At 67.0% G+C, this 12,048-nt stretch carries 13 protein-coding genes; 7 read left to right on the top strand and 6 right to left on the bottom strand.

Annotation, left to right across the window (positions count from 1 at the left end; translation table 11 throughout):
- On the top strand, window positions 1–702 hold a 702-nt coding region (locus DM995_RS11950), incomplete at its 5' end, for a PDZ domain-containing protein (RefSeq protein WP_116969568.1).
- A gap of 270 nt (window positions 703–972) precedes the next feature.
- Window positions 973–1,695, top strand: coding sequence for an acetoacetyl-CoA reductase (phbB, locus tag DM995_RS11945; protein ID WP_116969567.1), 723 nt, complete (start codon window positions 973–975; stop codon window positions 1,693–1,695).
- Window positions 1,696–1,752: 57 nt separating this feature from the next.
- Here the strand turns inward: phbB and DM995_RS11940 are convergent, their stop codons facing one another.
- The gene (locus DM995_RS11940) at window positions 1,753–2,946 is read right to left on the bottom strand and encodes an ABC transporter permease (protein WP_232824348.1); all 1,194 of its coding nucleotides are present in this window, start codon (window positions 2,944–2,946) and stop codon (window positions 1,753–1,755) included.
- On the bottom strand, window positions 2,939–3,883 hold the full coding sequence (locus DM995_RS11935) for an ABC transporter ATP-binding protein (protein WP_116969565.1): 945 nt from the start codon (window positions 3,881–3,883) through the stop codon (window positions 2,939–2,941). The genes DM995_RS11940 and DM995_RS11935 overlap by 8 nt, the downstream gene beginning before the upstream one ends.
- Window positions 3,884–3,960: 77 nt before the next feature.
- Here DM995_RS11935 and queG point away from each other — a divergent pair, with 77 nt between their 5' ends.
- Genes queG through dapD form a run of 3 tightly spaced genes read left to right on the top strand, consistent with a single transcriptional unit; the run spans window position 3,961 to window position 6,634 of the window.
- Complete coding sequence (gene queG / locus DM995_RS11930; RefSeq protein WP_116970441.1) at window positions 3,961–5,106, top strand: tRNA epoxyqueuosine(34) reductase QueG; 1,146 nt, start codon at window positions 3,961–3,963, stop codon at window positions 5,104–5,106.
- Between the two features lie 14 nt (window positions 5,107–5,120).
- Window positions 5,121–5,795: a pyrimidine 5'-nucleotidase gene (locus DM995_RS11925; RefSeq protein WP_116970440.1), complete on the top strand. Its 675-nt coding sequence runs from the start codon at window positions 5,121–5,123 to the stop codon at window positions 5,793–5,795.
- Window positions 5,792–6,634: a 2,3,4,5-tetrahydropyridine-2,6-dicarboxylate N-succinyltransferase gene (gene dapD, locus DM995_RS11920; RefSeq protein WP_116969564.1), complete on the top strand. Its 843-nt coding sequence runs from the start codon at window positions 5,792–5,794 to the stop codon at window positions 6,632–6,634. The genes DM995_RS11925 and dapD overlap by 4 nt, the downstream gene beginning before the upstream one ends.
- A gap of 166 nt (window positions 6,635–6,800) precedes the next feature.
- Here the strand turns inward: dapD and gltX are convergent, their stop codons facing one another.
- From gltX to DM995_RS11900, 4 genes are read right to left on the bottom strand one after another with little or no spacing between them, the layout of a single operon-like run.
- A complete protein-coding gene (gene gltX / locus DM995_RS11915) occupies window positions 6,801–8,126 on the bottom strand; it encodes a glutamate--tRNA ligase (RefSeq protein WP_116969563.1) in 1,326 nt (441 codons plus the stop codon).
- Window positions 8,123–8,539, bottom strand: a complete 417-nt coding sequence (locus DM995_RS11910) for a type II toxin-antitoxin system VapC family toxin (RefSeq protein ID WP_116969562.1) — start codon at window positions 8,537–8,539, stop codon at window positions 8,123–8,125. Before DM995_RS11910 ends, gltX begins: the two co-directional genes overlap by 4 nt.
- On the bottom strand, window positions 8,536–8,793 hold the full coding sequence (locus DM995_RS11905) for a type II toxin-antitoxin system Phd/YefM family antitoxin (protein ID WP_023838923.1): 258 nt from the start codon (window positions 8,791–8,793) through the stop codon (window positions 8,536–8,538). Before DM995_RS11905 ends, DM995_RS11910 begins: the two co-directional genes overlap by 4 nt.
- Before the next feature lie 57 nt (window positions 8,794–8,850).
- Window positions 8,851–10,506: an NAD+ synthase gene (locus DM995_RS11900; RefSeq protein ID WP_116969561.1), complete on the bottom strand. Its 1,656-nt coding sequence runs from the start codon at window positions 10,504–10,506 to the stop codon at window positions 8,851–8,853.
- A gap of 160 nt (window positions 10,507–10,666) precedes the next feature.
- On the opposite strand from DM995_RS11900, the gene DM995_RS11895 reads away from it, so the two are divergent.
- Complete coding sequence (locus tag DM995_RS11895) at window positions 10,667–11,602, top strand: ribose-phosphate pyrophosphokinase (protein ID WP_116969560.1); 936 nt, start codon at window positions 10,667–10,669, stop codon at window positions 11,600–11,602.
- 7 nt (window positions 11,603–11,609) lie between these two features.
- A complete protein-coding gene (locus tag DM995_RS11890) occupies window positions 11,610–12,020 on the top strand; it encodes a cupin domain-containing protein (RefSeq protein WP_116969559.1) in 411 nt (136 codons plus the stop codon).
- Window positions 12,021–12,048: the final 28 nt, after the last annotated feature.

Raw genomic sequence — 12,048 nt, 5'->3', positions numbered from 1 at the left:
CGCGGCTCGGCGATCGAGCGCGGCTATCTCGGCATCGGCATCAACCCGCTGACCGACGACCTCGCCGCATCGCTCGGCCTGCCCAAGCGGCGCGGCGAGTTCGTCCAGCGCGTCGAGCCGGGCGAAGCCGCCGAAAAGGCGGGCATCAAGGCGGGCGACGTGGTCGTTTCGGTCGATGGCAAGGATGTCACTCCCGACCAGACGCTGTCGTTTATCGTCGCCAACACCGCGCCCGGCAAGCGCATCCCCGTCGTCGTCATCCGCAATGGCGAGCGGCTGACGCTCAACGCCGTTGTCGGCCGTCGCCCGAGCGAGGAAGAGCTCGCCGCGCAGACGTTCAACCCCGAAGCCGCGGAGGATTTCTCCGACCAGGACGAGCAGGACAGCGAAACCGCCACCCGCCAGGCGCTGGGCATGGCGGTGACCGAACTGACCCCGCAGATCGCGCGCCAGATCGGCGTGCCGCCCGAGCTCAAGGGCGTGGTCGTCGCGGCGGTCGATCCGTCGGGCGATGCCGCGACCAAGGGCATCCGCCGCGGCGACGTGATCCTCTCGATCAACAACCGCCCGGTCGCCACCTCGGCCGAGGTCGATCGCGTGATCGCCGAGGCGCGCTCGGCCAATCGCGAAGCCGTGCTGCTGCGCGTCCAGCGCCGCACCGGCCAGCCGCAGTTCCTGCCGGTGCGCCTGCGCACCAAGTAACGGCGGGTTCCTCGCGCAAAAACAAAGGGGCGGTGCCGCAAGGTGCCGCCCTTTTTGTATTCTGCCCAACCGAGCATTTCTCGTCACCCCCGCGGAGGCGGGAGTCCCGCGTTCCAACTGTCCCATAACACCAAAGCGGGATTCGCGCGTTCGCGGGAATGACGATAAGGCCCCCTAAACACTTCCCGTCCACGTCAACTTGTCTTGCGCGCAAGGCCTTCCTAGTGTGGCCTCGAAGGCCCCTTTTGCGGGCGATACAGGAGAGTATGCATGGCCCGAATCGCAATCGTTACCGGTGGAACGCGCGGCATTGGCGAGGCGATCAGCCTGGCGCTCAAGGATGCCGGCGCGCATGTCATCGCCAGCTATGGTGGCAATGACGAGGCGGCAAAGGCCTTTTCCGATCGCACCGGAATCGCGGTGCAGAAATGGGATGTGGGCGATCATCAGCAGAGCATGGACGCGGTCGCCAAGATCGAGGCGGATTATGGCCCGGTCGACATCCTGGTCAACAATGCCGGCATCACCCGCGATGCGACGATGATGAAGATGACCTGGGAACAGTGGGACGAGGTGATTCGCGTCGACCTGACCGGCTGCTTCAACATGGCCAAGGCCTGCTTCCCCGGCATGCGCACGCGCGGCTGGGGCCGCATCGTCAATATCGGCTCGGTCAACGGCCAGGGCGGGCAGATCGGCCAGGTCAACTATGCCGCCGCCAAATCGGGCATCCACGGCTTCACCAAGTCGCTGGCGATGGAAGGCGCGAAATATGGCGTCACCGCGAACGCCATCGCGCCGGGCTATATCGCCACCGAGATGCTCTCGACCATCCCGCAGAACGTGATGGACAAGATCGTCGCGCAGATTCCGGTCGGGCGGCTCGGCCAGGCCGAGGAAATTGCGCGCGGCGTGGTGTTCCTGACCGCCGAGGAAGCCGCCTTCATCACCGGATCGACCTTGTCGATCAACGGCGGCCAGCACATGTACTGATTGGCCCAGCAGCCAATAGAGGGGCCGCGCCGGGATGCCGTCGCGGCCCTTTTTGTGTCAGTTGCGCGCGAACATCCCTGCGATCAGCCCGCGCTTGCCGCTGCCGGACTTGAGCACGTTGCGCCGGAACAGTCGCGCGCCGAAGCGGATCAGCAGCAGCACCCAGAAGGCCTGCCAGCCCAGCGCCAGCAGATGCTGCCACAGCGCATCCTGCTGCGCCGCGCGCGCGAGCATCGCGAAGGGCGAGCTGAACGGGAAGATCGCGGCGAACAGCTCGATCGGCTCGCCCAGCCGCGTGACCGAGAACGAGGCGAGGAAGAAGAAGATCAGCTGGCCCATGGTGGCGGGCATCGACAGGGTCTGCACCTCGCGCACCGTGCTCGCCATCGCGCCGATGCCGAGGAACAGCGAGCCGAGCAGCAGATAGGCCATGGCGAAATAGGCGACGCCCAGCCCTAGGAAGGCAGGCCAGCCGATCGCGGGCGCGGGCAGCTGCGGCAGGCCGTTGGCGGCCAGCAGGATCGCGAGGAGCGCGAGCGAGGTCCAGCAGGCTATGCCGATCAGCGCCATGCCGAGCATCGCGAACAGCTTGCCCAGGAAGATCGCGTCGATCGGCACCGCGGCGGCGAGAATCTCGATGATCTTGTTGGTCTTTTCCTCGACCAGATTGGACAGCACCATGCCGGCGAGCAGCATGGTGAGCAGCACCAGCAGCGCCTGGCCGACCTGCGCGGTAACCAGCCGGCCCTGTTCGACCGAGCCGCTGCTTTCGGTGACCAGCCGCGTCGCGATGCGCGCCGGGGCGGCGCTATCGCCCTCGCGCGCGCGCTCGACGAGCAGTTCGAGCGGGCCCTGCCAGCGCTCGACCTCGTCCTTCGTGCCGATCAGCCTCGGCTCGGCCAGACTGCCGGTGAGCACGCCCAGATAGCGCGCGTCCTTGCCCGAGGCGATGACGCTATCGGGATCGTCGGTCTCGACCGCGACCAGCACGGGCACGCGCTGTTCGCCCAGCTGCGTCGCCAGGCTGGTGCGCGCCTTGAGCGCCGCTGCCGTGTCGCTGGCGCTCATCACCAGCGCGAAGCTGTTCTTGTCGATATCGCGCGCGACCTGCCCGCCGATGCTGCCCGCGGCGATGCCGATCGCGAGCGGGAAGATCGGGCCGAGCAGGAAGAAGAAGAACGCCTTGGAAAAGATGATCGCGGCAAAGTCGCGCCGGGCGATCACCCAGGAGGCGCGGAGCAATTCAGGCATCGGCGCTCTCCTGCTGCTGGTCTTCGTCGAGCTGGCGTGCGGCATCGGCCCCGGCAATCGCGACAAAGGCGTCGTGCAGCCCGGGCCGCTCGATCGACAGCGACTGGATGCCCGCCTCGCCCTCGATCAGCGCACGCAGCAGCGGCTCGACCCCGGTCTCGGGCAGGGTGAAATGCCAGAAATGCCCCTCGGGCACCGCATCGGCGGGCAGCGCGGCGCGCCAGGGTCCGTCGAGCGCGCGCGTCTCGAGCCGCACCTGCGGGCGCAGCCGGTCGCGGGCCTCGGATACCGATCCGGCAAAGGGCACCTTGCCGCCGGCGATGATCGCGATGCGCTCGCACAGCCGCTCGGCATGCGCGATGACGTGCGTGGAAAAGATCACGGTGACCCCGCGCGCGGCCTGGGCGCGGATCATCCGTTCGAGCTTGGCCTGGTTGAGCGCGTCGAGCCCGGAAAACGGCTCGTCGAGCACGATCAGCTCGGGCTCGTGCACCAGCGTGCCGAGCAGCTGCACCGTCTGCGCCATGCCCTTGGAAAGCGTGCGCACCTCCTTGTCCGCCGCTTTGCCCAGGCCATGCTCCTCCAGCATCGCGCGGCCGCGCTTGCGCCCCTCGGCGAGCGGCAGCCCGCGCAGCGCGCCCATGAAGGCGATGGCGTCATAGGCCTTCATCGAGGGATAGAGCCCGCGCTCCTCGGGCAGATAGCCGACCCGGCGCGCGACATCGAGCGGATGATCGGTGCCGAGCAGCGTGCGCGTCCCCTCGTCGGGATCGACAATGCCCAGCAGCATGCGCAGCGTGGTCGTCTTGCCCGCGCCATTGGGGCCGAGGATACCGAAGATGCTGCCGGCGGGAACGGTGAGGTCCACGCCGTCCACCGCGCGCTGCCGCCCGAAAATCTTGACGAGGCCATGCGCTTCGATGGCGTTGGCGGTCACGGGCGATCCTTGCTCAAGCGTCTCTCCGGCGGGCCGTCGCACTTGGTTGCGGCCCGCCAATCGGGTAGCGGATGACCATGGCGAGCGGCAAGCGAAACCTTGAGGCGGAAATAGCGGCACAGGCGGCGAAGCTGGGCTTTGCCGATTGCGGCTTCGCGCCTGCGGTGCTTGGGCCCGAGAACGCCGCGCGCTTCCAGCAATGGCTCGAGGCTGGCTGCCATGGCGACATGCTGTGGATGGAGGGACGCGCCGACCAGCGCGCCGAGCCGAAGGTGCTGTGGAGCGATGTCCGATCGGTGATCATGCTGGGCATGAGCTATGCGCCGGGGCGCGATCCGTTCGCGCTGGCCGACCACCCCGATCGCGCGCGCATCTCGGTCTATGCGCAGGGCGGCGATTATCACAAGACGGTCAAGTCCGCGCTCAAGGCGCTCGCGCGCTGGATCGTCGAGCAGGTTAGCGAGGCCGAGGTGAAGGTGTTCGTCGATACCGCGCCGGTCATGGAAAAGCCGCTCGCGATGGCCGCGGGCCTCGGCTGGCAGGGCAAGCACACCAACCTGGTCAGCCGCAGCCATGGCAGCTGGCTGTTCCTCGGCGCGATCTATACCACGCTCGACCTCGCGCCGAGCGGAGCAGGGCGCGACCGCTGCGGATCGTGCACCGCCTGCCAGACGGTGTGCCCGACCGATGCGTTTCCGGCACCCTATCGGCTCGATGCCCGCCGCTGCATCTCGTATCTGACGATCGAGCATGCCGGACCGATTCCGCTCGAATTGCGCGAAGGCATCGGCAATCACGTCTATGGCTGCGACGATTGCCTGGCGGTTTGCCCCTGGAACAAGTTCGCCGATAGTGCGCACCGGAACCAGGCCTTCCTGCCGCGCGCCGAGCTGGTCGCGCCCTCGCTCGCCGATCTGCTTGCGCTCGACGATGCCGGTTTCCGCGCGCTCTTCTCGGGCTCGCCGATCAAGCGCAGCGGGCGCGGGCGGATGGTGCGCAATGCGGCTGTCGCGGCGGGCAATAGCGGCGATCCGGCGCTGGTCGCCCCGGTCGTAACGCTGCTGGATGACGAGGACCCGGTGGTGCGCGGCGCGGCGGTCTGGGCGCTGGGGCGGCTCGATCCGGCGCGGGCGATGGCGGAACGCGCCATCCGGGCAGCGAGCGAAACCGATCCGTCCGTGCAGGCGGAATGGCGGCTTGCCGATGCGCCCCAGCCGGTCTAGGCGCTTTGGCCATCATGCGCCCGCCCTTCGATCATGTCCGCACCTGGATCTTCGATCTGGACAACACGCTCTACCCGGCGGAGACCGACCTGTTCGCGCTGATCGACGAGCGCATGGGCCAATATGTGTCCGACCTGATGCAGGTCGATCTGGCCGAGGCGCGGCGCATCCAGAAGGCCTATTACTACCAGTACGGCACCACGCTCGCCGGGCTGATGCTCGACCATGGCGTCGATCCGCACCATTTCCTCGATTATGTCCATGATATCGACATGGGCCGCGTTTCGCCCTGTTCGATCACCGCGCAGGGCCTGTCGCGACTGCCGGGGCGCAAGCTCATCTTCACCAATGGCGACGTGAAATATGCGTCGCGGGTGCTCGACCGGCTCGGGCTCGTCGACCAGTTCGAGGCGATCCACGACATTCACGCGACGCGTTACCAGCCCAAGCCGCATGTCGCGGCCTATGCGAGCCTCGTCGATGCGCTCGCCATCGATCCTGTATCGGCCCTGTTCGTCGATGATCTGGCGCGCAATCTCAAGCCCGCCAAGCAGCTCGGCATGACCACGGTGTGGATGAACAACGGCTCGGACGGCGGCAATCACGAGCACGAGCACGACTATATCGATTATGAAATTACCGCGCTGGGCGAGTGGCTCGCGGCGCTGACCGAGGAGACTTCTGCATGACCGATACCCTGCAAACCCGGATCGAAGCCGCCTGGGAAGGCCGCGACAGCCTCGACACCGGCGCCGACAGCCCCGTGCGCGCCGACGTTCTCGAAGCGCTGAACCTGCTCGACAGCGGCGCGGCGCGCGTCGCCGAGCCCGACGGCCAGGGCGGCTGGCAGGTCAACCAGTGGCTCAAGAAGGCGGTGCTGCTCTCGTTCCGGCTGAACCCGATGGACCTCATTAGCGGTGCGCCCGGCGGCGCGAGCTGGTGGGACAAGGTGCCCAGCAAGTTCGACGGCTGGAGCGCAGACGAGTTCAAAGCGGCAGGATTCCGTGCCGTCCCCGGAGCGGTCGCGCGGCGCGGCGCGTTCATCGCCAAGGACGCGGTGCTGATGCCGAGCTTCGTCAATATCGGCGCGCATGTCGGCGAAGGCACGATGGTCGATACCTGGGCCACGGTGGGAAGCTGCGCGCAGATTGGCCGCAACGTGCACATCTCGGGCGGCGTCGGCATCGGCGGCGTGCTCGAGCCGCTCCAGGCCGGCCCGGTGATCATCGAGGACAATTGCTTTATCGGCGCGCGTTCGGAAGTGGCCGAGGGCGTGATCGTCGGCGAGGGCGCGGTGCTCTCGATGGGCGTGTATCTCGGCGCATCGACCAGGATCGTCGATCGCGCCACCGGCGAGGTGCATTACGGCAAGGTTCCGCCTTATGCGGTGGTCGTGCCCGGCGCGATGCCCGGCAAGCCGCTGCCCGACGGCACGCCCGGTCCCTCGCTCTATTGCGCGGTGATCGTCAAGACCGTGGACGCGCAGACCCGCTCCAAGACCGGCATCAACGAGCTGCTGCGCAGCTGATTGGCCGGGCGGCGCATACGTCCCTCGACTGCGCTCGGGACAAACGGGAAAGGGATTGGACGAGCTTTCCTACCTCCGTTTGTCCCGAGCCCTTCGACGTCGCCTGTCGGAGTCGCTCAGGATAAACTTGAGCCTTTGGCTCAAGTCGAGGGACCAAGAAGCCAAGCTATCCCCCCAGACGCTCCAGCGCGCGCGCCTTCCCGATCAGCGGCAGCAGTTCGGCCATGTCGGGGCCATGGTCCATGCCGGTGAGCGCGCGGCGCAGCGGCAGGAACAGCGTCTTGCCCTTGCGCCCGGTGCTGGCCTTCAAGGCCTCGGTCCAGTCCTTCCAGACCGTGGGGCCGAATTCCAGCCCCTCGAGCAAGGCGCGCGCCTCGGCCAGATAGGCGACATCGTCCGCTTCGGGCGTGGGCGCGTCCACCGGCCCGGTGATGATCCGCCAATAATCGCCGACCTCGCCCAGATGCGCGATATTGGGGCGGATCGCGTGCCAGATCGCCTCGTCGATCTCCTTCGGAAGCTGGTCCGCGACCAGCGCATAATCGGCGGTGTGGACGAGCTGGCGGTTGATCCGCTCGAGATCCTCTTCGGCAAAGCGTGCGGGCGCACGACCGAAGCGCGCGAAATCGAACGTCTCGAGCAGCGCGGTGCGGTCGTGCAGCGGTTCGACCGGGTCCGAGGTACCCAGCCGCGCGAGCAATGCGACGATCGCCTGCGGCAAGATGTGCTTGTCGCGCAGCTCGTTCACGCCCAGCGAGCCGAGCCGCTTGGAAAGCTTGCCCTCCGCGCCGGTAAGCAGCGCCTCGTGCGCGAATTGCGGCGGCGTGCTGCCCAGGGCGGTGAACATCTGCAGCTGGACGGCGGTGTTCGAGACATGGTCCTCACCGCGCACGACATGCGTGACCTTCATATCGACATCGTCGATCGCGGACGGCAGCATGTAGAGCCAGCTGCCATCGGCGCGGCGGATGACGGGATCGGACAGGCTCGCCGCGTCGAATTTCTGTGGCCCGCGAATGAGGTCGTCCCAGGCGATCGGCTCGTCATGATCGAGCTTGAACCGCCAGTGCGGTTTCAGCCCCTGCGCCTCCAGATCGGCGCGCTCGGCGTCGTTCAGCTTCAGTGCGGCGCGGTCGTACACCGGCGGCAGGCCGCGCCCCAGCGCGATCTTGCGCTTGAGGTCGAGCTCCTGCGCGGTCTCGTAGCACGGATAGACACGGCCCGCGTCGCGCAGCCGCGCGAACGCCGCCTCGTACAGCGCTGTCCGCTGAGACTGGCGATATTCGGCATCGGGGGCGAGCCCCAGCCAGGCCAGGTCCGCGCGGATGCCGGTGACATATTCCTCGCGGCTGCGCTCGGCATCGGTATCGTCGATGCGCAGGATGAACTGGCCGCCGGTCTTCTTCGCCCACATCCAGTTGTGCAGCGCGGTGCGGATATTGCCGATATGCAGATGCCCGGTGGGGGAGGGGGCAAAACGGGTGATGGTCATAATTCGGGTGTCTCAATTCCTCGGGCTCGGGCGGCTTTGGCCAAGGCGCGGTCATATGTCAAAAGGCCGCAGCCCAGGCGGCGAGCGAGTTCGATATAGGCGGCGTCATAGACGGTCAGACCATCGGCCACGGCGATGTCGAAGCTCGCCAGCCATGCCTGTTCGCCCGAAAAGGCATCGATGGCCACGTCCATCTGCTCCAGTCTTTCGACCGCCGTGAACCTCTGCGCATCATTGATCCGGCCGCGCCGTTGCGCGACGAGCAGGAGGTTCGAGATTTCGAAGCGCCAGTGCAGCGGTGCCACCAGCGCTGCGTGGAGAATCAGGTCCAATGTCGCGGGGTTCGTGCTTTGCGCTTCGTCGGGGAGAACCAAAGGGCCAGCCGCCGACGCATCGATCACGAAGCGCCTCATGGCCTTCCTTCGTTTTTCCAGGCGATCATTTCCTCGACCGTCGCGGTCTTGCCTTGAGCGCGCAATTCGGCGCGCAGTTTCGCCAGTCCTTCCCAGGCCTCGATCCGCCTGGCCATGTCGAAACCGGGGGCGGCTGCGGTGAGGCGGGCAGCCGGCTGACCATGGCGCGTGATGATGATCTCCTCGCCGCGTTCCGCTGCGGCGATATAGTCGGAGGCGTTATCCTTGAACTTGGAAACGGGAACGTGGCGCATGGCAAGATATCCGGACAGGGTTCTGGCCAGAATTATAGCCAGAATTGGCGTGTCCGTCTATGCCGTCCGGAACCGGTTGGTGATCGGGTAGCGCCGGTCGCGGCCGAAATTGCGGATTCCCAGCTTCACCCCCGGCGGGGCCTGGCGGCGCTTGTATTCGGCGAGGTAGAGCAGCCGCTCGATCCGGGTGACGGTGGCCTCGTCGAAGCCGCGCGCGACGATCTCGGCGACGCTTAGCTCCTCCTCGACCAGGCCGTGCAGGATCGGGTCGAGAATCTCGTAGGGCGGCAGGCTGTCGTCGTCGCGCTGGTCGGGGCGAAGCTCCGCGCTGGGCGGCTTGGTGATCACGCTTTCGGGCATCACCGGGCCATCGGGGCCGAGGCCGAGCGGCGGCCGGTTGGCGTTGCGCCAGCGCGACAGCTCGAACACGGTCAGCTTGTACGCGTCCTTGAGCACATTATAGCCGCCCGCCATGTCGCCATAGATGGTGGCATAGCCGACGCTCATCTCGCTCTTGTTGCCGGTGGTGAGGAGCATGGGGCCGAACTTGTTGCTGAGCCCCATCAGCGTCACCGCGCGGATGCGCGACTGGATATTCTCTTCGGCGAGATCGGGCGCGCGGCCTTCGAAACTTTGGCTGAGCATCGCATCGAACGCATCGACCGCGGGTGCGATTCCGATCGTGTCGAGCCGGCAGCCGAGCAGCCGCGCGCATTCGGCGGCATCGTCGAGGCTTTCCTGGCTCGTGTAACGGCTAGGCAGCATCACGCACCACACCCGCTCCGCGCCCAGCGCATCGACCGCGACCGCAGCCGAAAGCGCGCTGTCGATCCCGCCCGACAGCCCGAGCACCACGCCCGGAAAGCCGTTGGCGTTCACATAATCGCGAAGCCCCACAATCATCGCGTGATAGACGTCCTGCGGGAAGGGATCGAGCGCATGGATTTCGCCCGGGGCGCAAGTCCAGCCGCTATCGCCGCGCGTCCATTCGGTGCGCACCGTCGCCGCTTCCCAGTCGGGCAACTGATGGCAAAGCGATCCATCGGCATTGAGCACGAACGACGCGCCGTCAAACACCAGCTCGTCCTGCCCGCCGATCCGGTTGAGGAACACGAGCGGCAGCCCGGTTTCGGCGACGCGGGCGCGCGCGACATTGTGCAGCCGGCGGTCGTCTTTCTCGATCTCGTAGGGGCTGCCGTGCGGCGCGATCAGCAGCTCGGCGCCCATGGCTTTCAGATGCCCGCACACCCTGGGGAACCAGATATCCTCGCACAAGGGCAGGCCCAGCATCACGCCGCGAAACGGCACCGGCGATTGCAGCGGGGCCGAGGCGAACAGCCGCTTCTCGTCGAACGTGCCGTAATTGGGCAGTTCGTGCTTCAGCCGCACCGCCGCGATCGCACCACCCTCGAGCAGCGCGATGCCGTTGTACAGCGCGCCCTCGCGATGGAAGACGCTGCCCACCAGCATCGCCGGGCCGCCATCCGCCGTCGCCGCCGCGAGCCGCGCGAGCTCGGACTCGGCGCGGTCGATCAGCGCGGGCTTGAGCACCAGGTCCTCGGGCGGATAGCCGATCAGCTGCAATTCGGGAAAGACGACGAGGTCGCAATCCTGCGCCTCGGCGCGCGCCTGCAGCATCGCGTCGGCATTGCGTGCCAGATCGCCCATGGTCTGCCCGCACTGGACAAGCGTGATGATAAGCCGGTCGGTCATGGCTGCGGGATAGGGGCTGGCCGGGGGAGCGGCAACAGCTTTTGATGGTGCGAAGCAGCGCGCAGGCGGCGCCGGCGCAATTTCGCCAAAGTTTCATCTTCCGGTTTGCGGACCATCTGGCTAAGGCAGGCGCGATCGATCAGGGCAACGGGGACGCCACATGAAAATCCTGTCTGGCAACAGCAACATGCCGCTGGCGCGCGCGATTGCCGCGTATCTGGAAATGCCGCTGACCGATGCCAGCGTGCGCCGCTTTGCCGACGAGGAGATTTTCGTCGAGATTCACGAGAATGTGCGCGGCGAGGATGTGTTCGTCATCCAGTCGACCGGCTATCCCGCGAACGACAATCTGATGGAGCTGCTGATCTGCATCGATGCGCTCAAGCGCGCGTCGGCGCGGCGCATCACCGCGGTGATCCCGTATTTCGGCTATGCCCGGCAGGACCGCAAGCCGGGGCCGCGCACCCCGATCTCGGCCAAGCTGGTCGCCAATCTGATCACCGTGGCCGGCGCCGACCGCGTGCTGTCGGTCGACCTGCACGCCGGGCAGATCCAGGGCTTTTTCGATATCCCGACCGACAATCTCTATGCCGCGCCGGTGATGGCGGCGGACATCCAGGCGCGGTTCGGCGAGCACAAGCTGATGGTCGTCTCGCCCGACGTGGGCGGCGTGGTCCGCGCGCGCGCGCTCGCCAAGCGGCTCGACAACGCGCCGCTGGCGATCGTTGACAAGCGCCGCGAGCGCCCCGGCGAATCGGAAGTGATGAACATCATCGGCAATGTCGAGGGCCGGTTCTGCATCCTGATCGACGACATCGTCGATTCGGGCGGGACGCTGTGCAACGCGGCGCAGGCGCTGAAGGATGCCGGCGCGGTCGATGTGGTCAGCTATGTCACGCACGGCGTGCTCTCGGGCGGCGCCGTGGCGCGGGTGAACAACAGCGCGCTCAAGGAGCTGGTGATCACCGATTCGATCCAGGCGACCGAGGCCGTCACCGAATCGAGCCGCATCCGCAGCCTGCCGATGGCCGCGCTGATCGGCGAGGCGATCCGCCGCATCGCCGACGAAAGCTCGGTCTCCAGCCTGTTCGACTGATCGGACCATGCGCCCTGGCCTGCCCGTGCTGATCGCGCTGGCAGCGGTGCCCGGCGCTTGCGCTTCACCCGGTCCTCAGGGTGTCGCGGTCTATCAGCCCGCGCCCGGGATCAGCGAGGTCCTGTCCGGGCCGATTCAGGCCGCGCCGGGGCATCATCTCGTAACCGGCGACCTCAATATTCCCGCCCATGCCCCGATCCCGCGCCATTACCATCATGGCGAGGAATTTCTCTACATCCTGGGCGGCAGCACGGTGATCGTGCGCGAAGGCATGGGCGAGAAGGAGCTGCGCCCCGGCCAGGCGATCCGCATCGCGCCGGGGACGGTGCACTGGGGCAAGGCGGGGCCCGAAGGCCTGCGTGCCGTGTCCAGCTGGGTGGTGCCCGACGGCCAGCCGCTACGCGTGGCGGTGCCCTGAATTCGGGCAGGGACTGGCAATATCCGGT

Source organism: Blastomonas sp. UPD001 (assembly GCF_003426715.1).
In the GTDB taxonomy this organism is placed as follows: Bacteria; Pseudomonadota; Alphaproteobacteria; order Sphingomonadales; family Sphingomonadaceae; genus Blastomonas.
This window is presented reverse-complemented; position numbering and strand designations above follow the sequence as displayed.

Bases quoted from the DNA above. Each gene is read 5' to 3' on its own strand.
- DM995_RS11895 (WP_116969560.1), top strand. From the start codon at position 10,667: ATGAAAATCCTGTCTGGCAACAGCAACATGCCGCTGGCGCGCGCGATT.
- DM995_RS11925 (WP_116970440.1), top strand. From the start codon at position 5,121: ATGCGCCCGCCCTTCGATCATGTCCGCACCTGGATCTTCGATCTGGAC.
- DM995_RS11910 (WP_116969562.1), bottom strand. From the start codon at position 8,539: ATGAGGCGCTTCGTGATCGATGCGTCGGCGGCTGGCCCTTTGGTTCTC.
- DM995_RS11905 (WP_023838923.1), bottom strand. From the start codon at position 8,793: ATGCGCCACGTTCCCGTTTCCAAGTTCAAGGATAACGCCTCCGACTAT.
- DM995_RS11940 (WP_232824348.1), bottom strand. From the start codon at position 2,946: ATGCCTGAATTGCTCCGCGCCTCCTGGGTGATCGCCCGGCGCGACTTT.
- DM995_RS11890 (WP_116969559.1), top strand. From the start codon at position 11,610: ATGCGCCCTGGCCTGCCCGTGCTGATCGCGCTGGCAGCGGTGCCCGGC.
- DM995_RS11900 (WP_116969561.1), bottom strand. From the start codon at position 10,506: ATGACCGACCGGCTTATCATCACGCTTGTCCAGTGCGGGCAGACCATG.
- dapD (WP_116969564.1), top strand. From the start codon at position 5,792: ATGACCGATACCCTGCAAACCCGGATCGAAGCCGCCTGGGAAGGCCGC.
- queG (WP_116970441.1), top strand. From the start codon at position 3,961: ATGGCGAGCGGCAAGCGAAACCTTGAGGCGGAAATAGCGGCACAGGCG.
- phbB (WP_116969567.1), top strand. From the start codon at position 973: ATGGCCCGAATCGCAATCGTTACCGGTGGAACGCGCGGCATTGGCGAG.
- gltX (WP_116969563.1), bottom strand. From the start codon at position 8,126: ATGACCATCACCCGTTTTGCCCCCTCCCCCACCGGGCATCTGCATATC.